Here is a 25,803-nt window from a genome sequence, read left to right as displayed (position 1 = left end):
CGGTATCCCTGCATTAACCTGTACACGCCTGGCAAAAAGGCTGGCCATGCATCCGTGATCGAACGGCGATGACTTTCCCGGATCACGGTTCCGGCACCAGCGGCTCGATGCCATCTTCCGTATAGGAAAACTTGGCGGACGCGCCCGTACACTCCCCCTGCGGCTCGTCCGCCACATAGCGGCATTCGCTTTCCATACTGCCATCTTCGTGCCAGTGCCGCGTCCAGCCCTGGCGCTCGCCATCGACGTATTCGATCAGCTGGCGCGGCTTGGCATCCGCATACCACGAGCGCAAGGCGCCCTCCTCGCGCCCGCCCGCGTTCCACCGTTTGTCCAAGAGCAATACGCCGGCCCGGCTGAAGCGCTGTTCGCTGCGCAGCACGTAATGACCGCTGTGCGTGCGCTTGCTGGCGACCTTGCCGTCCGGATAATATTCGACGCTGTCGCCGGCGGGCTTGCCGTCCACATAGCTTACCGTGCTGCGTACCTTGCCATCCGGAAAATAGCCGGTGCTGGGGCCCGTCATGATGCCATTCACATACTGGCTGCGGCTTTCCACGGTGCCATCGGGATAGAACAGCAGCAACTCACCGTCCGTCTCGCCCTTGACCCGCGTCATGCGCGTGCGAAGCTTGCCGTTTTCATCGAACGTTTCCACCACACCATCGGCGCGGGCGCCGTTGCGGTAGGTTCGCGACTCGATCAGCTTGCCACTCTGGTGATAAGTCTGCTCTTCGCCTTCTTGCACGCCATTGCGCCAGCTGCCGCGCATGGAAACCTGGCCGTCCGGGTAATAGCGGGTCTGCACGCCTTCCTGCACGCCGCGCCCGTCCTGCTCCACCAGCATTTCCAGCTGACCATGCGGGTAATACATGCTGTAGTTGCCCACCAGCTTGCCGCGCAGGTAATCGGGGGCGTCGACCTGGCCCGTCAGCCGCTTCGGCTCGCCTTCGCGCACGTGATAGATCTCGACTTGCCAGGTGCCCGGCGTCTTTCCGGGCGGTAGCGGAACGACCAGCGCATAGCGCGCATGTTCCTTCACTTCGCCGCGCGACAGATGGTGATTCAAATACAGGCGCGCCTTGCCGTCCGCACACGCTTGCGGCTCGCAGCCGCCCAGCTTGCTGACTTCGGGCATGGCGAGCGCTGCACCGGGTGCCGGACACGATCTGATGCGCATCAGCAAGGGCGTCGCCTCGCGTATCAACGGCGCCAGCTGCTGCTTCATGGCCGCGTATTGCGCTGCGTCAAGATGCACGGACAAGGCATCCATGCGCACCTGGCGCCCGCCGCAACCGTTGTCACTGGCCAGTGTCAGTACATCGCCGCCGCCCTTGCCGGCCTCGGCCTTGATCGCGCTGACCACTTGCCGCTGTTCGATCTCGGCGTGGACCAGCGCCGGCCACAGCAGCGTTGCAAGCAGCACATGCTTCACAAGGCGCGCCATGCCTGCTCCTTGCGCTGCAGTTCCGGCGCCGGCGGCGCCTCGCCGCAGCCGCCCTGGGCCTTGCCGGCCACATACTGGCATTCACTTTTCAGGCTGCCATCCTCGTGCCAGCTGCGGCTCCAGCCGTCGCGCCGGTCGTTCACATACTCGATCGATTGCTCGGGCTTGCCATTTTCGTACCACGAGCGCGATGTGCCCTGCTCGCGCCATTGCGCATCCCAGCGTCGTTCCAGCACCAGCACACCCTGCGGACTGTAGCGCTGCAGGCTCAGCAGCCCGCCCTTGTCGCCGTACCGCTGGCGGCTTTGCACCTTGCCGTCGGGATAGAACTCCAGCGCTTCCCCGACCGGTAAATCGTCGACCTGCGTCATCCTGGCGTGCACGGCGCCATCGGGGTAGTAATGCGTCGTCACGCCATTGGACTTGCCATCGTGCATTTCCGAGCGGCTGGAGATTTTTCCATCCGGGAAATACGTGAGCATCTCGCCTTCCATCTTGCCGCCGCGCAAAGTGTAGCTGCTACTCAACTTGCCATTTTCATCGAACGTCTGCACTGGCCCGTCGAGCTGCTTGCCGTCGCGGTAGATGCTCGTTTCGCTCAGCTTGCCCGTCGCGTGATAGCGCTGGTGTTCTCCCTCGGGCATGCCATGGCGCCAGTCACCACGCAGCTCCAGCGTGCCATCGGGAAAATACTTGCTGCCGATGCCATGCTGGCGGCCCTGCCCATCCTGCGCCACCTGTTTCTCGACCTTGCCATTCGGGTAATACGTGACATAGCCGCCCACCAGCTCACCCTGTGCATAATCGGCGCGGTTGACCTGGCCGGACAGGCGCAGCTTGTGGTCGGCGACGCTGTAAATATCGACCTTCCACGTGCCAGGCTGCTTGCCTTTTGGCAGAGGTAGCAGCAGCACATTCGGCGCCTTTTCCTGCTCGATGGGGAAGAAGCGCTCGTGCAGGTACAGCCGCGCCCGGCCATCGGCGCAGGTGGCCGGCATGCAGGCGGAGATCTGGCGCACGATGGGCACGCTTGCATCCTCGGGGCATTTTTTCAGGGTGACGAGCATGGGCGTCCTGGCGCGCATGCGCTCGGCAAGCTGGGCCTTCAACGCATCGTACGGCGCCTCGTCCAGGTTCACTGAACGCGCATCCATGCGGATCTGCTTGCCGCCGCAGGCCGTCGTGCCCGCGATAGTGAACACGTCGCCGCCTTCGCTATCGGGTTCGCTGGCCATGCTGGCCAGCACCTGGCGCTGCACGATGTCCGCCTGCGCCATGCCTGGGTACAGCAAGGATGCGCCCAGCAGTGCGCATAGGGTCTTGATTTTCATGCTATTCCTTTAATTTTCCGCCGTGGCGGGCGCGTCGGCAGGCACGAAACTGGCACGCCCATCGCGGTAGCGCACCAGCACGTTCACCTTGGCGTCCTGGAATTGTCCATTTTTCACGGACGGGTTGAAAGTCCAGCTCTTCAGGCTATCCAGGATGACCTTGTTGAGCATGGGCTCCATAAATTGCTCTGCCCGCGCGGCGGTCAGGCTGCCATCGGCAGCGATGGACAGGGTCAAACGGCTTTCGCCGCTGGCCTGCGCGGCATTGAGCACCTGGTAGGCGACGGAGGCCATCGTGTCGCGCTGCACGCTGGCGCCCTGGTCTGGCGGCGCCGGCAAGGCTGCCAGCTTCTTTGCCAGCACGGCGCCGTCGGCCAGCGCCTTGTCCCAGCGTTTCGGATAGGCGCCCGGCTGCACCAGGCGCAGCATATTGGCCGCGCGTTCCATCCGGCTGGCCGTGCGCTCGACGCCGTTGTCGACCGCTTCGCCTTCTTCGGCCGGCATGGCATTCTGCGCCGCATGGCGCTGCGCCGTCACTTGCGCCAGCGCCACCAGGTTGGCCGCATCCTGCTCGCCCCCGCCGCCGCGCAGCAGCGCCGTGGCGGCGATGCCGAGCCAGGCCACGCCATCGGTCGGGCGGGCCCACACGGCTTGCTCGAAGTATTGGCGCGCCGCTTGCGGCTCGTTCAGGCTCAGGTGCGTGCGGGCCAGCGCCGCCGCGGCCAGGTGGTCGCGCGGATTGGCTTGCAGCAAATCGAGGTAGGTATCGGACAGGCTGGACTGGTAGCCGGGCAGCCAACCCATGCTCTCCATCATCGAGGTGCGCAGGCGCGTGCGCGCCAGGTCGCCGCTGTAGCCCGACGATTTTTCCCGCTCGCTGCGGTACAGCAGCTGCAGGCCCCGCACGACGGCGGCATCGTCGCCCTTGCCCATGGCTTGCGACAGGCTGCGCACGGCGCGGCGCACGTCCGACTGCTGCAATGCACCGGGCTTGCGCGCATGCCAGTCCAGCTGTTCCACCCCGGACAGGGGCACCGTCGTGGCTTGCTGCCCGGTCTTCTCTTCCGCATCGTCCGGTACGGCGGTCCAGAGCGCAAAGCCGATCACGAACAGCACGATCACGATGATGATGACCACCCAGCCCGTGTCCGACACGGCGGACTGTCCTTGCGCGGCCGGCGCCGGCGCGGCGTTGCCAGGCAAGCTACGCGGGCGCTGCGGCGCCGCCTGCCGGGCCTGGGCCGAAGCTTGCGCCGAAGCCTGCCCGGCGGCGGCGATGACCTTGTCGCGCGCGCAGGCCGCGCAGCCGAGCCCCGCAAAATGCTGGTGCTCGGCATTCGCGGTACACACGACGAGCTTGCCGCCGCTGCGCTGCGCATAGCCGCGCAGCAACTGCGCCCAGTCGGCCGCCGAGGGCCGCTGAGGCTTCGGTGAAGGCGAAAAGGCACGGTCGAACATGGCGCGCAACTCGGGCGGCATCAGCGCGTGGCCGCTGGTCGCGTTCGGCGCCAGCTGCTTGTGGCGTTTGACGCCATACGCATAGCAGCCGTCGCGGATGCGGCCGGGAATATCTGTCGCCACCTGCGCATTGGCGGGCCGCCCGCTGTACGGGTGGATGCCAAAGTTGAGCAGCTGGAAGATGACGACGGCCAGCGCAAAGCGGTCTTGCGCCATTTCCGTGCCCGCCGGCATGCCCTTGCGCTGGAATTCCGGCGCCAGGTAGTCGGCCGTGAATTGTTCGGCAGGAAAACGCTCCGCATGACCCTGAATGCTGAAACCATCGCAATCGAGCATGGCGATGTACAGCGAATCGCGGTAAAAGCGCAGGTTTACGGGTTTCAGATCGACCACGTAATGCCGCTGCTGGTGCAGCGCATCGATGACGGCGGCCAGGTTGGCGGCCAGGGTCAGCTTGGGACCGAGTCCCGTGGGCAAGCCCGCCGCGCGCGCTTGCCGCTCCTGCATGATTTGTTCCAGCTCGGCCGTCTGCGCCATGTCCAGCAGGGGCATGACGAAACCGGCGAAGCCGCCCTGGCCATCGAACACGGCCGCTTGCGGCCAGGCGATCTGCACGTAGCGCTTGCCGTTTTCCAATTGGTCGGGCAGCTCGGGCGTCAGTTCCAGCATCGCTTCGAGCTTGCGCCGGTTGGCGGTCCGGTCCAGATGCGGGTGGTACAGCTTGGCAACCTGCGCGGGCGCGCCCGGCAGCAGATACACGCTGCCCGCACCGCCGCTCTTGACGAGTTTACCCAAGACCAGGCTGCGGACTGTATCGAGCCAAATTTTTCCGCCCGGACTCAGGCCCGGTGTGACTCCCTGCTTCCGGCTCATGCGCGCAAGGCCAGCAACAGGGTCTTGTCGTCGCCGGTGATCTGGTGCGTGCGCGGGTCGGCCAGGGTGGATGCCAGTGCCGTATTGCCCAGTTCGATGCTCTCGACCGCGCGCAGATAGCCTTGCACGGCATCCATGAACGGCGCGTACAGGGCAGCGTTGTTCTTGCCCATGGCAAAGGGCATGCAGCCGTCGGACATCAGCACCACGCCGCGCACGGACTGGGGTATCGGCAGCAGGCGCAGCTGTTCGCGCCAGCGCGCGCCGCTGATAAAGTACGTTTCGTTGGCGTATTCGCCGTTGGCGGGCAGCGAGATCAGTTCGCCGCCATCAAGCAGTTGCGCCACGCCCAAGCCATCGCCCAAGTGGAAGAAGAAGCCGGTATCTTGCCCCATGACCACGCCGACGACGGTGGCAGCGTAGTCATCGAGGGTGGCGCTGGCGGCACGGGCGATGTCGTCCAGCGCGGCGCGGATTTGCGCCAGGGCGCCGGCCAGCGCGCCGTCGTATAAATCCTGCACGGTGGCGCCCTGCTCCAGCCGCCCGGCCAGCGCCTGCACGGTGTGCGTTGCGACAAACTGCGCGCCCTGCTCGCTGAGCCGGGCCGAACCGGCGCCATCGCAAACGACGGCCACCAGCACGCCGTTCACGACGGCATGCGCATGCGCATCCTGGCAAGGGATGCCTTTATCCAGATGCGCCTTGCCCGTGACGGAGGCGCCGAACGTGCGCCAGCAATCCTGTGTTGCTTGCACTGCTGCCATCGATCAGGTGCTCACGACAGACCAGCCGTCCGTCGAGGCCAGCTGGGCCTGCGCGCCGGGACGCGATTGCGACACCACCTGCATGCTGGCGCTCAGCCACAGGAACAGTTCGCGGAACTGCAAGCCTTTCAGCTGCTTCACGCCCCGCTCGCCACGGCTGGAAAACTGCCCCAGGGTATCGGTATTCGCGTTGTCGCCCACGGCGATGGGGAAGATCGCCACCTTATTGGCCTGCTCGGCCGCGCGCGCCTGTTCGGCGCCATGCTGCCAGCGGTCCGTCGGCTCGCCGTCCGACATCAGAAACAGCCACGGCCGCGTGTACGCCACGCCCGCCTGGCGGAAGCGCTGCTTTTCCTGCTCGATCTCGGCCAGCGCCAGTTCGACGGCCGCGCCGGTCGGCGTGGTGCCGTTCGCTTCCAGCCGGGGCGCCGTGAAATCCATGGCGTCGCACCAGTTGCTGGCCACCACGGCTTCATCGTGGGCGCCATATTGAATCACGAGGATGCGCACGCGCTTGGCGGCGATCACATCGGACTTGAGTTCCTGTTCCAGCAAGGCCAGGCCTTCGTTCAGCAGCGCGACGGGCTCGCCATCCATGCTGCCGGAGCAGTCGAGCACGAGCACCAATGGCGTGCGTTGTTCGGTGTTGTCGACGAGGGCGACGTCGGGGATCATTATTGAACTCATGGGCAATCGGTAAATGTGAAATCGGTCATAGTGCGAATCTTACATCATCGACGTGTTTTGCCTGTGCAAGTTTCCTACAGAACACTATCCCACCATATTATTGCAAACCATTGCAGCACTGATATCTTTGTACTATCTTGATAGTTGCCCAGGCCAGATGGCACGGCCAGCCCCTCCTCACAAAGGCGGGGTGGATCGCTGCGCAACACCGCCCTTACCCAGTTCCGCACCTGCACGCCTGCGGCACGCTGATCTAATCAGGTTATGGGGACAAGCATGGGCACAGCTACAGTAAACGCGGATGTGGGCAAACTGATCGCCGCCTTGTACGAGACGGCTTGCGGCACGGACGACTGGCCGCAGCTCGACAGCGCCGCCCTGAACAGCCAGCAATGGCAGGAACTTTTGCCGCATCTGCAACGCGCCCTGTGCTTGCAGCAGCGCCTGCGCGAGGCACAACTGGCCAGCCGCTGCGCGCTGGCGGCGCTCGACGCCATGGGCGCTGCCGTACTGGTGCTCGACGCGGATCTCGGGCTGCGCTTCGCCACGCCCGCCGGCCACGCCCTGCATGCGGCGCAACTGGCGCACGCTGCGCCGCCCGCCCTCATGCGCGCCGTGCGCCTCGTCATCGCTGGCGCCGGCGGCACGCCGCAATGCCAGTCGCTGCGCCTGGCGCGCAAGCAGCAAACGCCGCTGGCCCTGACTGTCACCCTGCTCGCCGCCTGCCAGCCCCCATGTGCGCTGCTGATTGCGCGCGATCCTGCACAGGCGAGCACGTCCGTCCCCGCCTTGCGCCAGCTGTTCGACTTGACGCAAGCCGAAGCGCTGGTGGGCAAGGAACTGGCGCAAGGCGCCACCATCGAGGAAATCGCCGCGCGCAGCGGCATCAGCGTCAACACCGTCAAGACGCATCTGCACCATACCTATCTGAAAACGGACACGCGGCGCCAGGGCGAGCTGATCGCGCTGATCCACGGCGCCACGGCGCACCTGGCCGTCCTCGACGCATGAGGCTGCCTCATCCGATCGGATGATGTGCAGGACAACTTGCCTGTCTACACTGGCAAGACCGGTCGCCCGCACCTTGTCAGTGTCACCACGGCGCGTGCGGACGGCCGCTTCGGTTTCCCAGGTATCGACAACAATATCGCCGCGCCGGCAGCGGACGGCGCCAAAGTTCAAGGATGGGTAAAAAAATGAAAACATGGATCCTGGCCGGCACTCTGGGCATCTGCGCCCTGCTGGCAAATGCACAATCGCTTCCCGACAGCCAGACCGTCGTCGTTCCAGGCGGACGCCTGCAGACGATCGAAGTGCCGGCACACAAACATTTCATGACTGCGGAAAGGTTTGCCCCGTTCCGCGGCGGCTATGAGCTGTCGAACGGCCAGGTGCTCCACCTGCGCAATGCAAGCAGCATCGGCGCCATCATGTATGCGCGTATCGACAACCAGGAAGAACACCGCATCGTCGCCAGCGGCAGCAACAGCTTCGTGGCGCTGGACCGGCAGCTGGCCATGCGCATCGACTTGCGCGACGATGGCAGCGTGGGCGGCGAAGTGCTGATGCGGATGCCGGCCGAAAAACTGGCCAGCGGCGACATCGTGCCGGCCCACGTGCAAAGCATGGGCCTGGCATCGCGTTGACGCGGCAAGCCGCCTTCCGCAAGGGTGGCAGCCATGAGCAGACAGTATTCTGTGCAACAGCAAAACGCGCTGACCCTGGCCGCCATCAGACAGACGGCGGCCTGGTGGCGCGCCCGCCCCTTGCCCGACGCCTTGCGGCAGTGCGCGGCCAGCCATGGCGTGGCGCTGGGCACGGCCCTCATGCTCGAGCTGCAACTGGCCTGGCCCGGCATGCCCGCCGTGTACGGCAAGCTGCTGAGCGCAGACGGCCGCTTCATTCATTTCGAGATGGACCTGGACGAGAACTTGCGCCCCTTGCCCGGCAGCGTGGCCTGGGACGACATCAGCGCCAGATTTGACTTGGCCGCACACAAGCGCGGCACGGGCGTCGGCTATGGGGTGCTGTGCAAGCAAGTGCTGCAGGAATTGAATCAGGGCGGATGGCAGGCGCCATGCGCCAGAAGCCATCAACCAACGAGGACAACAACATGAAAACCATCATCCTGGGCACACTGCTGTGCCTCGCCGCCGCCAGCACGGCAACCACCGCGCAAACCCTGCCGCCGGAGCATACCGTCACCGTGCCCGGCAACGCGCTGCGCATCGATGTGCCCGAACATCCGCGCTACATGATGCGCCAGGATTTCAAGAAATTCGTCGGCACCTATGAGCTGTCGAACGGCGACACCCTGGAACTGCGCCTCGCTGGCGCCGTCAAGTATGCGCGTATCGGCAAGCAGGAAGAGCACCGCATCGTCGCCACCGACCGCAACGCCTTCGTCGCGCTGGACCGCCAGCTGAAAGTACGCATCAACCACAACGATGACGGCAGCGTGGATGGCGAACTGGTCATGGTGGTGCCGTCGCAGAAGGTGTCGAGCGGCGGCATCGTGCCTTCCCACGTGCAGCACATCGGCCTGGCGTCGCGTTGAGGCGGCGTACAGGCGCGGCAGGCATAGGCGCCGCCATCGCGTGCTATCATCGCCGCCAAATTCCTTAAACGAATGGCAACGGCCCATGGAGCGCAATGCAGACACCTCGCAGTAATCCGATACTCACCGTGCTGCGCGGCGGCCTGCGCCTGCTGGCCTGGCCCTTGCTGGCCCTGGCCGGCGCCGCCTGCACCAGCACCACGCGCCATCCGCCCAGCGAGCCCACGCAAGTCGTCCTGCGCTTTACCTATGACGATGGCAAGCCGATGCGGCATGACGATTACCTGGCCCAGGCGCGCCAGCAAACGTATATCAAGCACTGCAGCAAGATAGGCAGCACCACTGTCTGCGACATCGGCTCGGATCCACTCTTCATGGGCGGCGACGCCCCGCTGGACGCCAACGGCGAAGTGCGCGTGACCCTGCACTCGACCGGCCCCATCGGCAACAATCCGACCAGTCTTTGCGTCAAGGGCAAAGGCTACGTCTTTGATTCCGGCGACTGGAAACGCGGTCCCTTCAGCCCCGGCCAGGTGATCGAGATCCGTTACAGGATCAGCGAAGTGCAAATGGCGTGCCCCTGGTCGTCGGGCACGCCGCCGTGGTGGGACAAGAGTTAAGTCTGGCCAGCCGTGGCCGGCTGGCTTGAAAGTTACTGCAACTCGAACTCGCCGGGATTCAAACCCAGTTCGCGCGCGATCTTGCTGGCCACGCGCTGCTCGTTGGCGTCGAAATTGCCGTCCGACGAAGCGACGGCGATGATCATGCGCACCAGCAGGCGCGACGCCTCGACATTCGACTTCATCTTGCCCAGCGCCTGATACGCCTTGGCTTCGCCGATATCCTTGTCGAATTCCAGCTGGCCGACATAATCCTGGAAAGCCTTGATCACGTCCGTGGTGGTAAACACCGACAGCGCGTCATTGCTTTCAATAAACTTCACCATCTTCTGCTTCTCTTCCGCGCTGACGCTGCCGTCGGCCATGGCGATCAGGGCCGATCCCGCCATCGCGGCGTTGAGGAAATCCTTGTTCTTGTACTTCAGTGCCTCGGTTTTCAGTTCGCTGGCCTTGGTCTTCAGTTTGGACAGAAAGGAATCGAAACTCATGGTGTACCTCCGGGTTGGTTGATTCATATCGAGCGGCAAGTCTTGCCGCCACCAGGGATAGTTGAGGGTGCAAGCTTGAAATACAAGCAAGGGATAAGCTTAAGTGAGCCAGCGGTATTGACCTCACCCACAGGCAAAAAGCCGGGGTCAGTCACTTCGTGATCGTAATGCCCCCCATTGGGGGACATTACCCCTGTAGGGTCTGACCCCAGTTTCTGCCTTGGGGTGAAAAACTGCCGTCAGCATACAAACACACAAAACACGACGAAAACGAATTAACTTGAAAATTGCCTTATTTGCAGTTGAAAAATAAATAATTTCATGGCAGCATGGAATTACATTTTCCATACTGCAAGGTTGTGATGGACAAGCAATTGCTGCTGATTTGCGCACTGACGTTCATCATCCACCTCATCGGCACCTTGGCCTGCTCGGGGCGCATCGCCGGCAGCCGCACGCAGCGGCTCGCCCTGTCCAGCATTCTGATGCTGCTATCGCGTCCCTTGAATTCCTTCCAACGCGCCTCCTGCCTCGCCGTCGAACATTTTCAAGTGCACCGCTCCGTGACCAAACTGCTGCTGCACGCCGTCTTCAAGGGCGGCTTGCCCTACCTCAGGACCTCCGCCAGCCTGCCCAAGCCTGCCAACGCCACTGGCCTGCGCGAAAAATCCGGCGTCTCCGTCTCCATCGTCATCGCCACGGCCCTGTGGACAGTGGGCGCATCTTTGTCCACCTTACACCGCCGCACTGTACGCCGGGGTACTGAACCCCAGCGTGCGCGTCACCTCCAGCACCCTGTCATCGTTCATCAACGGCGGCACCACCATCATGATGGCCGTCTTCATCGGCACGTGGTGTCGGGCATGACGGATGACGTCATCGAAGGCAAGATCGAAGAATCGCAATTCCGGTGCGCGGTGGTGTGGCTGGTGCGCACTGCGCCAGCATAAATAAACTATTAAAGTTCAGCTCTTTTACTAGGATGGAAATAAATTAAAGTTTAAAAAATAGACTTCGCAGCACAAAATAAAATAATCCAACAATAGAGTTTTAATTAATTTCAAATAAAACAGATGAAGATTTCTGAAATATTAAGCGACTCACCGAGCAATAATGATAAATTCACAACTCATGAAAAAATTTCTGATGCGTTACATGAAATTATAGAGAATCAGGAAGGAGGAAAAACTATTGGACTGGAGGGAGATTGGGGTTCTGGAAAGTCCACTATTGTGGAAATATTTTCCTCAAGGTACTCAGGCCTTACTAAGACCACCGTATTTAATTTTGACACATGGGTTCATCAAGGCGAACCTCTTCGGCGAGTTTTCCTAGAATCATTAATCAACCACTTATTAAATTTAGGATGGTTGACAATGAGTGAAGATGAAGAAAATTTTGTCAATCTTAATTTTTGGATTACTTTAAAAAATAAATTATCAGGAAATTTGCGAGAAGTAACAAAAAAAAGTACATCTAAATTCTCATATTTATTAAAAACATTCTTGATTTCAATTCTCCTGTTACCATTAGGCTTTTCACTTATTTCAGTTGGAGCGAGGGAAACGACAATAAAATCATGGAGCCTTGATAGTCTAGCATTAAATTTAGGAATACTTCTAACAACAGCCCCATTCTTTCTCATAATAATTTCATTAATTTGGACGAAGATGAAAAAAGAAAGCAATGAGGAAATATGGAACATTTTTTTAAAGAAAACGGAAACAATAGAATCGGCAGAAATTACAGGAGAAAAGGAACCAACATCAATCGAATTTCAGGATAACTTCAAGAAACTTTTGGAAATAGGACTTCGATACAAAAAAAGGAAGATAGTAATAATACTTGACAATCTCGATAGGGCTGACAGCGACGAATTAAAAGAAATATGGGCAGTATTAAGGTCTTTTATTGCAAATTCCGAATTTAGCAAAGAAGTTTGGCTCAAGAAATTATGGGTGATTATCCCCTACTCAAAAGAGAAATTGAAAATTAAAGATGGCGATGAGGAACCAACTTTAGATGAGAATTTTCTGGAAAAATTATTTCAAGTTAAATTTTATGTCCCTCCGCTAACATTATCTGCTTGGAAAAATCACTTATCCTATCTTTTGGATGCGGCATTTGGTGTAAAAATTGACTTCGTAGAAAAACATGAAATATTTATACTGTTCGCCAAAGAAATGGCTGCAGAAATAACTCCACCGAGTCCACGAAGACTACTAACCTTCGTCAATAGCATTGTGGCGGTCGATCTGCAATGGCCAGAAATTCCAATATCACATAAAGCTCTCTATATAATATTGCGCGAGAAATATAAATCAAATTCATTGCTTACCAAAATGGTTTCAGGAGAAGTGCCGTCAGTAAATAACCGACAAAGTCTTGGCGAAGAGATAAGCAATTCAATTTCAGTTTTATTTTTCAATGTAGAGAAAGAAATAGCAAGGCAAATTTTATTTAGAGAAAAAATAAAAATATCACTACAAGATAGTAGCGGGGAACTTTTAAAAAACAACTATCTACAAATTGGCTTTCCTGAAATATTCGCATTGGAGATACGCAACGAATTCAATATAATTTCCGAACAAAACAACAATGATTTCATAAATTCAATATTCTCAATATTAAATAGCAACATTACAAAGGGTAGCAATCAAACGAAACTGCAAATAGAAAATTCGCTAGGTTACTTAATTTCAAAAATAAAACTATGGCCTATCACAGAAAAGAATTCCATTGCAGCTATTGAGTCACTAATAAAAATTGGCGACAACAAAGAAATTAATAGGGAATTAATATCCTGCATCAAAAGAACTACAGACTGGTTTGTAATAAATAAAATAACAATCGAAAATAAGCAAATATTTAACCTGATGAGAATTGCCTCGGAGTTTTTATCAAACGAATACTTGATTAAATACTTCAACGAATCACATATGCCGAGATTCCTAATTCCAGCGACTGAAAGCGAATGGATAAAACTATATGTTCGTTCCAGAAAATTAAAAAATGAGATAGATTTTGATAAATTCACCACAAGCTTCAATAATAAAGAGCTCTACTTGTGGATTACTCGTGGCAGCGATACGCTTGAAGCATTCGAGGTGATTTTCATTTTAAACTATCTAATAAGAAAAGAAGATGTAGAAATGGAGAGCGCAATTGAGTCGTTAGGTGACAGAATGATGCAAGACACTTCCTCTAGAAAAAGTGATTTATTACCTATCCTTGCCTTTCTTTTAGAACTCAGTGAAAACAACAAAAAATACTCCAACTTATCGAATTCGATACTGGAAAAATATTTAATGACAAAATTTTTCATTTGGGATATTGAAGATATTAGTTCGGGAGACTTAAAAAATTCAGACGTAGCGTTACTTTTTCACAGTATCTGGATTAAATTTCCCAAAATATTCACTCGCGAAGTATTCGAAAAAGAAAATATTGCAAAGATAAACAGCATTATAAGCGAACTCTCTTAATAAGATAAATTCATAAATAACTATTACCACAAGAACGAATAAAAAAACAAAAGCCGCTGTCTCCCGACAGCGGCTTTCTCATTTCCATCCCAATAACAGCGCCTTGAACCAAGACGCCGCGCTGAAAGCGAACTAATTACCCCACAAACTTCCGCGCATTCCTGAACATGCGCATCCATGGCGAATCCTCGCCCCATGCTTCAGGGTGATACGACTGCTGGACTGACCGGAACACGCGCTCCGCGTGCGGCATCAGCACGGTGAAGCGGCCGTCTGGCGTAGTGACGGAGGTGATGCCTTCCGGCGAGCCGTTCGGGTTGTACGGGTAGGCTTCGGTGGCGGCGCCCTTGTTGTCGACGAAGCGCATGGCTTTCGTGACCTGGGTGATGTCGCCCGTTTGCGAGAAGTCGGCGTAGCCTTCGCCGTGGGCGATGGCGATGCCGGCCTGGGTGCCGGCCATGCCGTTGAAGAAGATCGATGGGGAGTCCATCACTTCAACCATGGCAAAACGGCCTTCGAATTTCTCCGACTTGTTGCGCGTGAATTTCGGCCAGGCGTGGGCGCCGGGGATGATGGATTTCAGATTGCTCATCATCTGGCAGCCGTTGCAGATGCCGAGGCCGAAGCTGTCCGTGCGGTTGAAGAAGCGGGCGAACTGTTCCGCCAGGCTGGCGTTGAACAGAATCGTCTTCGCCCAGCCTTCGCCCGCGCCCAGTACGTCGCCGTACGAGAAGCCGCCCACGGCGATAACGCCCTGGAAGTCGTCCAGTTTCACGCGGCCCGCAATCAGGTCGCTCATGTGCACGTCGACGGCCGTAAAACCTGCCTGGTGCATCACGTAGGCTGTCTCGATATGCGAGTTGACGCCCTGCTCGCGCAGGATGGCGACACGGGGACGCACGCCGGTGGCGATGAATGGCGCGGCGATGTTGTCGTTCTGGTCGAAGGTGACGATCGGCGACATGCCCGGGTCTTGCACGTCCAGCAGGCGGTCGTATTCGGCGTCCGCGCAGGCCGGATTGTCGCGCAGGCGGGCGATGCGCCAGCTCGTTTCGCTCCACAGGCGGTGCAGCTCCGCGCGCGGCTGGGTGTAAATCAGCTTGGCGTCGCGCGTGAATTCGATCACGTCGCGGTCGTTCAATTTGCCGATGATATGGCTGCAGGCGCCCAGATTGAAGGTGCGCAGCACGTCCATCACCAACGATTTTTCTTCCGCGCGCACCTGGATCACGGCGCCCAGCTCTTCGCTGAACAAGGCGCGCAGCGTCAGTTCGTTGCGGCGTTCCGCCACCTGGCCCGTCCAATTCTTGGCGTCGCCCCAGTCGCTCGAATGCTCGCCTTCCATGGTCAGCATGTCCAGGTTGACGGACATGCCCGTGTGGCCGGCGAAGGCCATTTCCGTCAGCGTGGCGTACAGGCCGCCGTCCGAACGGTCATGGTAGGCCAGCAGCTTGTCGTCGCTGTTCAGCTTCTGGATGGCGGCGAAGAAGCCTTTCAGGTCTTCCGCGCTGTCGACGTCCGGCGTGGAATTACCCAGCTGGCCCATGACCTGCGCCAGCGCCGAGGCGCCCAGGCGATTCTTGCCGCGACCGAGGTCGATCAGGATCAGGGACGTGTCGCCCTGGTCCGTTTTCAGTTGCGGCGTGAGCGACTTGCGCACGTCCGTCACTGGCGCGAACGAGGAAACGATCAGCGACACCGGCGACGTGACGGATTTCGCCGCGCCCGTGCCCTCGTCTTTCCACGTCGTGCGCATCGACAGCGAATCCTTGCCGACGGGGATGCTGATGCCCAGCGCCGGGCACAGTTCCATGCCGACGGCTTTCACCGTGTCGTACAGGGCCGCGTCCTGGCCAGGCTGGCCGCAGGCGGCCATCCAGTTGGCGGACAGCTTGATGTCGCTGATATCGCTGATGGCCGCGGCGGCGATGTTGGTGACGGCTTCGCCCACGGCCATGCGGCCCGAGGCGGCGGCGTCGATGACGGCCAGCGGCGTGCGTTCGCCCATGGCCATCGCTTCGCCCAGGTAGCCCTCGAAGCTCATGGTGGTGACGGCGCAATCGGCCACCGGCACTTGCCATGGCCCTACCATCTGGTCGCGCACCGTCATGCCGCCCACGCTGCGGTCGCCGATGGTGATCAGGAAGGATTTGTCGGCCACGGTCGGCAGCAGCAGCACTTTTTGCGCCACGTCCTTCAAGTCCATGCCCGTCAGGTCGATGGCAGGGAAATCGTTGGCCACGTGGACCACGTCGCGCTGCATCTTCGGCGGCTTGCCCAGCAAGACGTCCATCGGCATGTCGACCGGTTCGTTGCCCAGTTCCGGGTCGATCAATTTGAGTTGACGCTCTTCGGTGGCCACGCCCACGGCGGCGAACAGGCAGCGTTCGCGTTCGCACATGGCTTTAAACAGCGGCAGGCTTTCCGGCGCGATGGCGAGAACGTAGCGTTCCTGCGACTCATTGCTCCAGATTTCCTTCGGCGCCATGCCCGACTCTTCCAGCGGCACTTTGCGCAGGTCGAAAATCGCGCCGCGCTTGGCGTCGTTGGTGATTTCCGGGAACGCGTTCGACAAGCCGCCCGCACCCACGTCGTGGATCGAGATGATCGGATTATCAAGCCCCATTTGCCAGCAGGCGTTGATGACTTCCTGGGCGCGGCGTTCCATTTCAGGGTTACCGCGCTGAACGGAATCGAAGTCCAGGTCGGCCGTGTTGCTGCCGGTGGTCATCGACGAAGCGGCGCTGCCGCCCATGCCGATGCGCATGCCGGGGCCGCCCAGCTGCACCAGCAGGCTGCCGACGGGGATGTCGTTCTTGTGCGTGTGCTGCGCCGAGATATTGCCGATGCCGCCGGCGATCATGATCGGCTTGTGGTAACCGAACACGGCATCCGCAGTACCCGCTTCCTTTGCGCCGACGTTCTGTTCATACGTGCGGAAGTAGCCGCCCAGGACCGGACGGCCGAATTCGTTCGAGAACGCGGCGCCGCCCAATGGGCCTTCGATCATGATTTGCAGCGGCGACGCGATGCGTTCCGGCTTGCCGTATTGCTCCGCCTCGGTACGGCCCGCCAGCGGCGCCGTCACGGAAGCGGCCGTTTCCCAGCTGCGCACGGCGTCCGGCAGCGACAGATTCGACACGGTGAAACCCGTCAGGCCAGCCTTCGGCTTGGCGCCGCGGCCCGTTGCGCCTTCGTCGCGGATCTCGCCGCCCGCGCCCGTGGAGGCGCCAGGGAAAGGAGAGATGGCCGTCGGGTGGTTATGCGTTTCCACCTTCATCAGGGTGTGCGTCAGTTCCGTCGACGCCGCGTATTCGTGGTTCGCACCGCGCGGGTAGAAGCGCGAGACCGTGGCGCCTTCCATGATGGACGAGTTGTCGCTGTAAGCGACGACGGTGCCCTTCGGCTGCAGTTCGTGCGTGTTCTTGATCATGCCGAACAGCGACTTCGGTTGCGCCACGCCGTCGATCGTCCAGTCGGCGTTGAATATCTTATGGCGGCAATGCTCGCTGTTCGCCTGCGCGAACATCATCAGTTCCACGTCCGTCGGGTTGCGGCCGGCCTTGGTGAAGGCGGCGTCCAGGTAGTCGATTTCGTCTTCCGACATCGCCAGGCCCAGTTCCGTGTTCGCCGTTTCCAGCGCGGCCTTGCCCTGCCCCAGCAAGTCGATCGATTCGAGCGGGCGCGCTTCCAGGGTGCGGAACAGGTCCTTGGCGTCGTCTGCGCTGCGCAGCACGGATTCCGTCATGCGGTCGTGCAGCAGGTCGGCCACGGCCTGTACCTGCTCGTCCGTCAATTTGCCGGCGCCGATGGCGCTGCCCAGGATGCCCGATTTCAGGTTGATGCGGAAAGCGATGCCGCGTTCGACGCGCTTGATGTGCGCCATGCCGCAGTTGTGCGCGATGTCGGTGGCTTTCGAAGCCCACGGCGAAATCGTGCCGAAACGGGGGATGACGAAGAATTCTTCGGCAGCGCCTTCCGTATTGTCAGCCTGGGCCGGCTCGCCGTACGTCAGCAAGGCGCCAAGGCGCGTGCTGTCGTCGTCGGTGAGAGGCGCGCTGGCATCGATGAAATGGACATAGCGTGCTTGTACGGCAACAATCGCAGGCGAGACGGCTTGCAGTTGGCTTAACAGACGGTGGCTACGGAAAACGGACAGGGCATTGGAACCCGGCAGTATCAACATGATTGGAAGGTGGTTGATGCAGCGTGGCTGCGGGTTAAAGGTAGGTATGACAATATCTTTCGTACGGCAAATTTCCTTTGCGCGCATTATACCCGTTTTACCCCTGCCTTATGACCGGAACTTGGCCCTTTGCCACCGTTTTGCCCCTCACAGCGGCAGTTTTTGACACTGCAGCAACACCCTCAGCCGGTCATCAGGCGATCACATAGCGGTTCTTGCCTTGCCGCTTGGCCAGGTACAGGGCCTCGTCGGCCAGCCGGTAGCTATGGCCCAGCTCCTTGCTCCGGTCCAGCTCGGCCACGCCCACGCTGATCGACACAAACTGTGCAGCCAGGAAAGCCTGGCTGACGGCCTCGACCAGGGCGCCGGCAAAGGCGCGCGCGTCTTCCCGGTCGCCCGCGTAGACGATGCCGAATTCCTCGCCGCCCAGGCGGCCGCACAAATGTCCCTGGGCCTTGTCCGCGATGACGGCGGCCGTACGCACGAGCACCGCGTCGCCCGCATCGTGGCCCTGCTGGTCGTTGATGATCTTGAAATTGTCAATGTCGATCATCAGGAAATGCAGCTTGCCGCCATGAGTTCCGCCATGCATCTGCTGGGCGCGCTGCGTGAACATGCGGCGGTTGTTCAGGCCCGTCAGGCTGTCCTGGAAGGCCAGCCGCGTCAATTCCACCTTGGAGTGATAGTTGCGCAAGCGTAATAAACTGAAGCTGACATTGAGCGCCAGCCCGAACAGCACACTGACGGCGATCATCAAGGGCACCCAGGATTGGTCGGGCAAGCCCGCGTTGACGGGATACAGGCCATGGCCCACGTTCCACCACACGCCGGCCACCACGGCCAGATAGCTGAGGCCGCCATTGAAGATGGAGGCGATGGCCAGGGTCATGAAGACGCCCACCGGCAAGACCCAGAAGCTGGCGTGATGGACGGCGTCGGCCATGGTACGCAAGCCAAAAGTCAGGGCCAGCACGGCGCAGGCACCCGTGACGGTCAGCACGGGCAAGGTGGTACAGCGGTAGCGCACGACCAGGCTGATCAGCATGCCCAGCAGCGCCAGCACGGCATGCGTGAGGTTCGGGTGGTAAGCGGGCGGCATCAGCAGCCACGTCAGGCTGAAAGCGATGACGCCCAACGCTTGCGTGACCATGCCGACCCGGTGCAATTCCGCAAAATAGGTATGCTGCTGTTCGCTGTTGCCGCCAAATGCGAGGGGAACGGCAACGCGCCGCAGGGAGGAAAGATCAGGAACACGCATACGGGTATCGACACCAGAAAGAAGAAAAGCGCCCGGTACAGCCTTGCGCATGCCTGGCCGCAAGCTTGTGCGGCATCCAACATTAGTTGTAATTAGGATACTATCATGCTAGTCAACTATGTGCTGGAATTTGCGGCACCGGCACTGGCGCACAGCACAACGGCGCCATGAAATACAACGCTGCGCGCCACCGGATGCGCCCTACACCCTGCCCTGCACCCGATTGCACGCATTTTGCTGGCAGTGCCGGCCAGCTTTGCAGTATGCTGATAAGAAATAATACCGCCAGGCCGAGACATATATATAAGAAGAGTTCCCGTAAATGACCGAACAGATGAACGAGAGCTGAACAATGCCAGAAACTAGCGACTTATCTGTCCTGATCGTCGACCCGAACCCCAGCATGCGGGGCAATCTGCACAATATGCTGAACCAGGCGGCCATCACCAAGGTGGAATATGCCGTCAATGCCGGCACGGCCATCCGCTTGCTGACCAAAAAACCGTTCGACATCATCCTGTGCGAATACGATCTTGGCAGCGGCACGGACGGCCAGGACGGCCAGCAATTGCTGGAAGACTTGCGCCACCATAAGCTGATCGGCCTGTGGACGATCTTCATCATGCTGACCTCGGAAGCCATCCACAGCAAGGTGATCAGCGCGGCCGAACTGACCCCGTCCGACTACATATTGAAACCGTTCACCGTCGACGTGCTCAGCGGACGCATCGCGCGCGCCATCGAGCGGCGCGCCATTTTCTTGCCCACGTATCAGTTGATCGACAAGGGCGACTTGCGCGAAGCCGTGAAAAGCTGCCGCGCGGCCGAACTGCAGCACCCGCGCCTGGCGGCCGATTTCGCCCGCCTGCGCGCCGAGCTGCACATCGCCCTGGACGAATGGAAGGAAGCGGAACAGCTGTACGCCGACATGCTGGCCACGCGCCCCATGGCCTGGGCCCACCTGGGACTGGCGCGCACCCTGTTCGAACAGCAGCGCCACGAGGAAGCGCAGGATGCGCTGCTGGAGCTGGTGGAGGTCTATCCCCGCTTCATGGCCGCCTACGACCTGCTGGCGCAAAACCATGAAGCCATGGGCCAGCAGCTGCAGGCGAAGAAAATCCTCGAGGACGCGGTGGCCATCTCGCCGCACATGGTGCGCCGGCTGCGCCACCTGGGCGGCATCGCCTTCGACACGGGCGACATCGGCGCGGCCGAACGGGCCTACAAGCAGGTGGTGACGAAGGCAAAATACTCGGAATTCCGCGACCCGGAAGACCACGTCAACCTGGTGAAAACGCTGGTCAAGAAAGGCGACGCGCCGCAGGCCAGCGGCGTGCTGCGCGACATGGAGCGCTCGCTGCGCGGCGGCGCCAACGTGGAAGCGTGCCGCGCCATCTCGGCCGCCATGCTGCATGAATTGTCGGGCAACGACATCGCCGCCGCCACCGAGCTGCAGCTGGCCGCCGCCGCCCTGGACGAGGCGCGCGGCCTGTCGACGCAGCTCAAGGTGGGCCTCGTGCAAAGCTGCCTGAAAAACAACCTGGAACAGGCCGCGTCCGACGTCATGATGAAGCTCGTCAACGAAGCGGACAGCGACGTGACGATGGAAGCGGCCGTGGACGTCTTTGAAAAGGCGGGCCGCCACGACCTGGCGCAAGGCATGGGCCAGCAGATCACGAACCAGGTGCAGGAACTGATGCAGGAGGCTGCCAGCAAGGCGGAAAGCGGAGAGCTCAAGGGAGCCGTATTCGTGCTGCGCCAGGCCTTGCGCAAAACCCCGGGCAACCTGCCCGTGCTGTTCGCCTCCGTCGACGCCATCCTGCGCCAGCTCAACATGCTGGGCTGGGAAGCCCCGCTGGCCGAACAGGCGCAGCACCAGATGCAGGTGATCCGCAAGATCGACCCCAGGCATCCGAAGCTGGAGTCGCTCAAGCAGCAGTACGAGGCGACGCAGCACAAGTATGGTATTGCGACCTGAGCTGAGGGACGCACTGCAAACCTGCTGCGCCGCCCATTTCCGATCAGTCACACAGGTCGGATTAGCGGAGCGTAATCCGACACCATTGTTGGCTCCGTAGTGTCGGATTACGCGGCGTGCCGCCGCCAATCCGACCTGCGCACCATCGGTACCGCCAGAAACTTGATCAGCTCCGCGATATTAACGCTCGCCCCTGAGCGTGTAGACCGGCTTCTCGGACTCCCCTTTCTCCGCCATCGCCAGCACGCGCTGCAGTTCCTTGCGCTCGTTGCCCTCCTTGGCCGATGACACCAGGTTGCGCAGGATGGCGACATGCGCCGTCTGCAGCGCCTGCGCCGCCGGCACGGCGATGTCCGGTTTCACGCCGACGTGCTCCCAATTGGTTTTGGTGACGACATTGGTCGTGCGCGCGGTCGGGATCGCGACAATGATGTCCCGCCCCACGTTGTACCAGCTCACGGGATTGGAACCGCCGCCGGTGGTTTCTCCCACCACCGTCCCGCGCTTCTGCGCCTGGATGCCATAGGAGAAATCCTCGCCGCCGGAAAACGTGCGGGCCGAGGTCAGCACGTACACGGGCTTGTCGTACCGCTGTGCGACCGTCTTCACGGTCCAGAACTGACGCGTCGTATTGGTCGGGCGATCGTACATGTCGATCAGGTGACGCTCGTCGCCGAACGGGAAGAAATGACTCATCAGGTAAGCCACGCTGGCCGGGCTGCCGCCACCGTTGCGGCGCAGGTCGAGGATCAGCGCATCCGTCCCCGCCATGAGCGACATCGCCGCCGTGTACGCCGCGGCGACGAATTCCGGACCGCCGAAACCGCGCAGCTCGATATAGCCGACGTTGCCGGGAAGGCGTTCGATCTTCTCGATGTCATAGCCGCGCCGCGCGGTCTGGTCGCGCCATTCGTCAATCTTGGCGCGGCTGGGCAGTTCGTCGGCACCGCTGCGCTCACGAAGACCTTCGTAAAACGCGGCGCCGAAATGCAAGTCACCGCTCAATTCCCGCAAGTCCTTCGCGAGTGCCGCACTGAAGGCCTTCACGCTGGCGGCGGTCGCATAGCCTCCTTCGGCATTCTTCCTGGCGATCGCAATGCCGACCCGTTCGGCCACCGCTGGCTCGATGTAATTCGCGTTCATTTTCACTGCGAGTGTCTGCACGATCGCCGTGCGATCGGCCGCGTTCAAGGCGGTATCCTCCGCCGCAAAGGCGTGCAACGACAACAGCGTGCCCAATACGACTGCCGCGACAAACTTCTTTCTACCTGACATACATTCCTCCAAGTTGGACTACGAAGCATTTGATCGTTGTGTGAAAAAGTGCGCAAGGCTGCATCATTCGGGTTACTCGTCAGGTGTTGTCGTGCCTGCGTCAGAGCGGGCATCCAGGCGCAGCCTGCCATCGCGGATGCGCGCGCCGAAGGAACGCGTCTCGAGTACGGCGATCGCCTGTGCGAGGCAGTCGGACAAGGGAAACGCCAGTTCCGCATCGAGGCTGTCGGCCGCGGATTTGGTTGCCTGCCAGCACAACCGCAGGCGCGGCAGCAGCGCTGCGCCAGCGGCGCTGAGGCGCACCACGCGCTGCCTGCCGTCTTCGCCGCCGGCGGCTACCGTCAGCAGGCCCTTCTTCACCATCAAAGCCACTGTCTGGGTCGCGGCGGGCTGCGTGAGGCCGCCCAGGGCAGCCAGCTCCCCAATGGTCGCGCTCGGCTGCTCGGCCAGCACCCGCATCACCGGCGTGTAGCGCGGCCGGTAATCGAGCCCCGCTTCCACGTAGGCCTGCTCGACCGCGCCGTCGAGCAGTTCGATGAGATGTCTTAACTGCGTGCCCAGTCCTGGTTTCATGCAACCATCGTAGCACTATTTATATAAGAGCTTATATAAATATTTGAAAACTATGGCTATGTCACCATCAGATGTGGGAATGCGCCCAGCGTTGCTTTCAATAACGTTTCCGGTGAACGGATGCGCCTGGCGTCGAGTATCCAGCGCCATCCCAGGTAGTTCGGCAGGTAGCGCGTGGCCACGCCATGAAACGGCCGTAGCCAATCCCGCAAGCGGCTGTGATAGGCGTTGACGTTCTGCACGTGGGCGGCGCCCCGCACGCGGATGCCGGCGCGCAAGTTGACGGCCTGGTGGCTAACCCCTGCTTCACGGGCGAAGGCGCGGTAGGCGCGATGGCCGTCGGTGACCAGCAAGACATCCTTGTCGATCATGGGCAATAAACAATGGCGCAGCTGCGCCTTGGTCAGCGCTCCTTTGCCCGTGACGAAATCGAGGGTCTGTCCCGTGCGGTCGCGCGCCACCAGGATGCAGACGTGTTCGTTCGATATGCCGCGTTTATGGGCATGGCCGCCCCGGCGGCGGGGCGGACGCGTCATGTTTCTGGATCCCTTTTCCGATTCCAGTACATACAGTTCGTCCGCTTCGGCAATGCCATGCAGGCCATGCGGCCGGTCCGTCTTGGCCAGCGATAAAAACCGGTGACGCCAGCGAAACGTGGTGTTGCGGTGCACACCCAGCTGTGACGCGGCCTTGCGCACGGAATCCGATGCCAGCAGACAATCGGCGTAATCGAGCCACAGCGATTTATGGCGCAAGCGCGCCAGCGGCGTGCCGGTGAGCGCATTGAAGGTGCGCCCGCACGGCACGCAACGGTAGCGCTGCAGACCGTGCGCATGGCCATGCCGGTGCAGGTGCGCCGAGTGGCAGGCGGGACAGGCCAATCGCGGCTGCGCCACACTTTCCAGCAGCGCGACGATCGCGTCGTGTGGCGCGTTGCCATGCAGCAGGGCAATGCCTGCTTGCCGCTGGCGTCTGCTCAGGTGAGCAAACTGCGCGATAAAGCTGATCCATTCGGCTGGCCGCATGATCTGCTCCCTGCGTGATTGATATGCAGAGTCAGACAGCACGGCCAAGGGAAGATTCCGGCATTTCCCCTATTTGCCGATGACAGAGCCAAAACTATTGAAGCGGGCCACCATCCAATCAAGGTGGCCTCAGCGAAGCGCCTGCTTGTGCACGTTATAAGTTAGCGACGATTGGTACTTGGCAATGAGTTCGCCGCCACTGCAGCGCCTGCATCAGCGAGGGAATTTATACCGTACCAGCAGCGTAGCTCCCTTGCCGCCAGGTGGCGTCAGCAGTATCTCGTCACCCGGCTGCATCTCTTCATACATCACCGTGCAACAGGTCGGCATCGAGTGGCCGCGCGCCGGATAAACGCCAACCTCGGTGTGCAGGTTCGCAGCGCGTACGTCCACGCTGGACTTGCCAGCCTTTGCTTCTTCTTGCAGCAGCTTGCGCAGTGCGGTGACGAAATCCCCCTTGCTGAGCCTGGCAGGCGCCTGGTTTGCTTGCGGGCGAGTGGTTGCGTCGTTTTTCATGGCAGTTTCTTTCAGTAAATAAATTTTCGCCACTATATCATTCGCCCCTGGCGCAACGCGACCAGGGGCGGAGCGACGCTATCACATCCGACAGGGGCTGCCGCGGCTGAACACCTGCTTTTGAGCGTTACAACGGAACAGTTGGCGACGGCAGCCTGCCCCCGCTTTCTGCCTGGAGCGCTAATGAGATCGGGGATTTTGCACGCTGGAGATGGAGTGTCCGTCACGACCGGTGCGACATGGCACCTGACACAGGGGGCATTTGGACACGATCTCAGCCTTGGTGTCTAGACTCGCGGCAAACTGAGATGTATTAAGTGTCAATACGGCACAACTAACTATGCTGCGTATGGGCGCTGATCTTAAGCGGAGGGTTTAGCGTGGGATCCGCCTAGCTGGGCTTGTGTCGAAATGGCAACCTGACCCTAAAACGTGACCCTCAAACGCCTCAAACGCGGATATTCAAGTCGCCAGCAACTGGCGATACGTGGTCGGCGTCATGCCCAGGGCGGCGCGCATGGCACTGCCCATGTGCGACTGATGTGCAAAACCACTGGCGCAGGCAATGTCCGCCAGCGGCCGATCGGCCTCCAGTAGCATGCTCCGCGCCGCCTGGATGCGCGTTTCCACAATGTATGCATGCGGCGTCATGCCTGTCGCCCGGCTAAAGTCGCGCAGGAAGCGCAGGACCGGCAAACCTTCGTCGGCAGCCAGCTGTTCCAGGGTCAGTCCCTGCCCGAACTGGCAAGCGATCCGCTCCAGCACCCGCGCCATGTCGGGCCGCGCCGTGCGTCGGGGTGTCTCCTGGCATACCTGCCGCAGCGACAGCAATGCCAACGCCGCGTGTTCCAGCGCCAGTGGATCGGCCTGTGTAGCCAGCATGAGCCGCCGCAGGCGTAGCGCCAGAGCGAGAGCCTGCCGGTGCCCGGCCATTTCCACGCGCCTCCCAGGCTGATCCGGCACGTCATTCAACGCGGCGCCACGCCAGCGCAGGACCAGATATTCGCCACCCTGCGCAGACTCGGAAAAAACATCTATCCCGGCTGGCGTACAAGCGAGCACGCCGGGCCAGGTATCGAAATCGACGCGCCGGTCGGAACCTATCGCATGCACGCCCCGCTGACGCTGCAGCGACACGCCCATGCTCTGCGACTGCACGGGGTCGCGCGCGCTGTACGGCGCGCTCGGCAAAAGCTGCAGGCACAGTCCGCCTGCTGCGTGCGTGACGGCAGGCATCGCGCGCCCTGCGCTCTCCTTGACAAGTGGCCGTGCCATGTGAAAT

General features: G+C 60.3%; 21 protein-coding genes. 8 read left to right on the top strand and 13 right to left on the bottom strand.

The window, feature by feature from the left end; translation table 11 throughout:
• Positions 1 to 82: 82 nt before the first annotated feature.
• From IGS55_RS02245 to IGS55_RS02225, 5 genes are all read right to left on the bottom strand, one after another.
• Positions 83 to 1,447 carry a toxin-antitoxin system YwqK family antitoxin gene (locus tag IGS55_RS02245; RefSeq protein ID WP_230515792.1) on the bottom strand — a complete coding sequence of 455 codons (1,365 nt, stop codon included), beginning with the start codon at positions 1,445 to 1,447 and terminating at the stop codon, positions 83 to 85.
• Entirely contained in the window at positions 1,432 to 2,778 is a 1,347-nt protein-coding gene (locus IGS55_RS02240; protein ID WP_230515791.1) for a toxin-antitoxin system YwqK family antitoxin, read from the bottom strand. Before IGS55_RS02240 ends, IGS55_RS02245 begins: the two co-directional genes overlap by 16 nt.
• Positions 2,779 to 2,787: 9 nt before the next feature.
• On the bottom strand, positions 2,788 to 5,031 hold the full coding sequence (locus tag IGS55_RS02235; RefSeq protein WP_230515790.1) for a hypothetical protein: 2,244 nt from the start codon (positions 5,029 to 5,031) through the stop codon (positions 2,788 to 2,790).
• A 74-nt stretch (positions 5,032 to 5,105) separates the two neighbouring features.
• A complete protein-coding gene (locus tag IGS55_RS02230; RefSeq protein WP_230515789.1) occupies positions 5,106 to 5,873 on the bottom strand; it encodes a PP2C family serine/threonine-protein phosphatase in 768 nt (255 codons plus the stop codon).
• Between the two features lie 3 nt (positions 5,874 to 5,876).
• Positions 5,877 to 6,560 carry a vWA domain-containing protein gene (locus IGS55_RS02225; protein ID WP_230515788.1) on the bottom strand — a complete coding sequence of 228 codons (684 nt, stop codon included), beginning with the start codon at positions 6,558 to 6,560 and terminating at the stop codon, positions 5,877 to 5,879.
• 276 nt (positions 6,561 to 6,836) lie between these two features.
• Here IGS55_RS02225 and IGS55_RS02220 point away from each other — a divergent pair, with 276 nt between their 5' ends.
• The 5 genes from IGS55_RS02220 to IGS55_RS02200 all read left to right on the top strand — a co-directional run bounded on the left by IGS55_RS02220 (position 6,837) and on the right by IGS55_RS02200 (position 9,737).
• A complete protein-coding gene (locus tag IGS55_RS02220; protein WP_230515787.1) occupies positions 6,837 to 7,571 on the top strand; it encodes a helix-turn-helix transcriptional regulator in 735 nt (244 codons plus the stop codon).
• 185 nt (positions 7,572 to 7,756) lie between these two features.
• Positions 7,757 to 8,206, top strand: a complete 450-nt coding sequence (locus IGS55_RS02215) for a hypothetical protein (RefSeq protein WP_230515786.1) — start codon at positions 7,757 to 7,759, stop codon at positions 8,204 to 8,206.
• Positions 8,207 to 8,257: 51 nt separating this feature from the next.
• Positions 8,258 to 8,677: a hypothetical protein gene (locus IGS55_RS02210; protein WP_230515785.1), complete on the top strand. Its 420-nt coding sequence runs from the start codon at positions 8,258 to 8,260 to the stop codon at positions 8,675 to 8,677.
• Positions 8,674 to 9,117, top strand: coding sequence for a hypothetical protein (locus IGS55_RS02205; RefSeq protein ID WP_230515784.1), 444 nt, complete (start codon positions 8,674 to 8,676; stop codon positions 9,115 to 9,117). The genes IGS55_RS02210 and IGS55_RS02205 overlap by 4 nt, the downstream gene beginning before the upstream one ends.
• Positions 9,118 to 9,212: 95 nt before the next feature.
• Entirely contained in the window at positions 9,213 to 9,737 is a 525-nt protein-coding gene (locus tag IGS55_RS02200) for a hypothetical protein (RefSeq protein WP_230515783.1), read from the top strand.
• 32 nt (positions 9,738 to 9,769) lie between these two features.
• On the opposite strand, the gene IGS55_RS02195 is transcribed toward IGS55_RS02200, so the two are convergent.
• Positions 9,770 to 10,225 (bottom strand): tellurite resistance TerB family protein, encoded by a 456-nt coding sequence (locus tag IGS55_RS02195; RefSeq protein ID WP_035818589.1) that lies wholly within the window; start codon positions 10,223 to 10,225, stop codon positions 9,770 to 9,772.
• A gap of 362 nt (positions 10,226 to 10,587) precedes the next feature.
• On the opposite strand from IGS55_RS02195, the gene IGS55_RS02190 reads away from it, so the two are divergent.
• Together IGS55_RS02190 and IGS55_RS02185 are read left to right on the top strand one after the other, a co-directional pair.
• Positions 10,588 to 11,175: a lipid II flippase family protein gene (locus IGS55_RS02190; RefSeq protein ID WP_268991823.1), complete on the top strand. Its 588-nt coding sequence runs from the start codon at positions 10,588 to 10,590 to the stop codon at positions 11,173 to 11,175.
• Positions 11,176 to 11,298: 123 nt separating this feature from the next.
• A complete protein-coding gene (locus tag IGS55_RS02185) occupies positions 11,299 to 13,710 on the top strand; it encodes a P-loop NTPase fold protein (RefSeq protein WP_230515782.1) in 2,412 nt (803 codons plus the stop codon).
• 136 nt (positions 13,711 to 13,846) lie between these two features.
• Here IGS55_RS02185 and purL read toward each other — a convergent pair whose 3' ends face one another.
• Together purL and IGS55_RS02175 are read right to left on the bottom strand one after the other, a co-directional pair.
• Positions 13,847 to 17,896, bottom strand: a complete 4,050-nt coding sequence (gene purL / locus IGS55_RS02180; RefSeq protein WP_230515781.1) for a phosphoribosylformylglycinamidine synthase — start codon at positions 17,894 to 17,896, stop codon at positions 13,847 to 13,849.
• A 193-nt stretch (positions 17,897 to 18,089) separates the two neighbouring features.
• The gene (locus IGS55_RS02175) at positions 18,090 to 19,154 is read right to left on the bottom strand and encodes a GGDEF domain-containing protein (protein WP_230515780.1); all 1,065 of its coding nucleotides are present in this window, start codon (positions 19,152 to 19,154) and stop codon (positions 18,090 to 18,092) included.
• Positions 19,155 to 19,506: 352 nt separating this feature from the next.
• On the opposite strand from IGS55_RS02175, the gene IGS55_RS02170 reads away from it, so the two are divergent.
• Positions 19,507 to 21,132 carry a tetratricopeptide repeat-containing response regulator gene (locus tag IGS55_RS02170; RefSeq protein ID WP_230515779.1) on the top strand — a complete coding sequence of 542 codons (1,626 nt, stop codon included), beginning with the start codon at positions 19,507 to 19,509 and terminating at the stop codon, positions 21,130 to 21,132.
• Positions 21,133 to 21,312: 180 nt separating this feature from the next.
• Here IGS55_RS02170 and IGS55_RS02165 read toward each other — a convergent pair whose 3' ends face one another.
• From IGS55_RS02165 to IGS55_RS02145, 5 genes are all read right to left on the bottom strand, one after another.
• A complete protein-coding gene (locus IGS55_RS02165) occupies positions 21,313 to 22,407 on the bottom strand; it encodes a S41 family peptidase (RefSeq protein WP_230515778.1) in 1,095 nt (364 codons plus the stop codon).
• A 72-nt stretch (positions 22,408 to 22,479) separates the two neighbouring features.
• A complete protein-coding gene (locus IGS55_RS02160) occupies positions 22,480 to 22,980 on the bottom strand; it encodes a MarR family winged helix-turn-helix transcriptional regulator (protein WP_230515777.1) in 501 nt (166 codons plus the stop codon).
• Positions 22,981 to 23,036: 56 nt separating this feature from the next.
• Positions 23,037 to 24,005: an IS1595 family transposase gene (locus IGS55_RS02155; RefSeq protein WP_230537132.1), complete on the bottom strand. Its 969-nt coding sequence runs from the start codon at positions 24,003 to 24,005 to the stop codon at positions 23,037 to 23,039.
• A gap of 213 nt (positions 24,006 to 24,218) precedes the next feature.
• Positions 24,219 to 24,521: an HNH endonuclease gene (locus IGS55_RS02150; protein WP_230519325.1), complete on the bottom strand. Its 303-nt coding sequence runs from the start codon at positions 24,519 to 24,521 to the stop codon at positions 24,219 to 24,221.
• A gap of 462 nt (positions 24,522 to 24,983) precedes the next feature.
• Entirely contained in the window at positions 24,984 to 25,796 is an 813-nt protein-coding gene (locus IGS55_RS02145) for a helix-turn-helix domain-containing protein (RefSeq protein ID WP_230519326.1), read from the bottom strand.
• Between the last annotated feature and the right edge of the window lie 7 nt (positions 25,797 to 25,803).

The sequence above is a fragment of the Janthinobacterium sp. EB271-G4-3-2 genome (genome assembly GCF_020858035.1).
GTDB lineage: Bacteria > Pseudomonadota > Gammaproteobacteria > Burkholderiales > Burkholderiaceae_D > Janthinobacterium > Janthinobacterium aestuarii.
The sequence above is the reverse complement of the archived record's forward strand: the minus strand, read 5'-3'. Positions and strand labels throughout refer to the sequence as shown.

Coding starts and splice junctions, on each gene's coding strand:
- IGS55_RS02245 (WP_230515792.1), bottom strand. CDS start 1,447: ATGGCGCGCCTTGTGAAGCATGTGCTGCTTGCAACGCTGCTGTGGCCG.
- IGS55_RS02240 (WP_230515791.1), bottom strand. CDS start 2,778: ATGAAAATCAAGACCCTATGCGCACTGCTGGGCGCATCCTTGCTGTAC.
- IGS55_RS02230 (WP_230515789.1), bottom strand. CDS start 5,873: ATGGCAGCAGTGCAAGCAACACAGGATTGCTGGCGCACGTTCGGCGCC.
- IGS55_RS02225 (WP_230515788.1), bottom strand. CDS start 6,560: ATGAGTTCAATAATGATCCCCGACGTCGCCCTCGTCGACAACACCGAA.
- IGS55_RS02220 (WP_230515787.1), top strand. CDS start 6,837: ATGGGCACAGCTACAGTAAACGCGGATGTGGGCAAACTGATCGCCGCC.
- IGS55_RS02215 (WP_230515786.1), top strand. CDS start 7,757: ATGAAAACATGGATCCTGGCCGGCACTCTGGGCATCTGCGCCCTGCTG.
- IGS55_RS02205 (WP_230515784.1), top strand. CDS start 8,674: ATGAAAACCATCATCCTGGGCACACTGCTGTGCCTCGCCGCCGCCAGC.
- IGS55_RS02200 (WP_230515783.1), top strand. CDS start 9,213: ATGCAGACACCTCGCAGTAATCCGATACTCACCGTGCTGCGCGGCGGC.
- IGS55_RS02195 (WP_035818589.1), bottom strand. CDS start 10,225: ATGAGTTTCGATTCCTTTCTGTCCAAACTGAAGACCAAGGCCAGCGAA.
- IGS55_RS02190 (WP_268991823.1), top strand. CDS start 10,588: ATGGACAAGCAATTGCTGCTGATTTGCGCACTGACGTTCATCATCCAC.
- IGS55_RS02185 (WP_230515782.1), top strand. CDS start 11,299: ATGAAGATTTCTGAAATATTAAGCGACTCACCGAGCAATAATGATAAA.
- purL (WP_230515781.1), bottom strand. CDS start 17,896: ATGTTGATACTGCCGGGTTCCAATGCCCTGTCCGTTTTCCGTAGCCAC.
- IGS55_RS02175 (WP_230515780.1), bottom strand. CDS start 19,154: ATGCGTGTTCCTGATCTTTCCTCCCTGCGGCGCGTTGCCGTTCCCCTC.
- IGS55_RS02170 (WP_230515779.1), top strand. CDS start 19,507: ATGCCAGAAACTAGCGACTTATCTGTCCTGATCGTCGACCCGAACCCC.
- IGS55_RS02165 (WP_230515778.1), bottom strand. CDS start 22,407: ATGTCAGGTAGAAAGAAGTTTGTCGCGGCAGTCGTATTGGGCACGCTG.
- IGS55_RS02160 (WP_230515777.1), bottom strand. CDS start 22,980: ATGAAACCAGGACTGGGCACGCAGTTAAGACATCTCATCGAACTGCTC.
- IGS55_RS02155 (WP_230537132.1), bottom strand. CDS start 24,005: ATGCGGCCAGCCGAATGGATCAGCTTTATCGCGCAGTTTGCTCACCTG.
- IGS55_RS02150 (WP_230519325.1), bottom strand. CDS start 24,521: ATGAAAAACGACGCAACCACTCGCCCGCAAGCAAACCAGGCGCCTGCC.
- IGS55_RS02145 (WP_230519326.1), bottom strand. CDS start 25,796: ATGGCACGGCCACTTGTCAAGGAGAGCGCAGGGCGCGCGATGCCTGCC.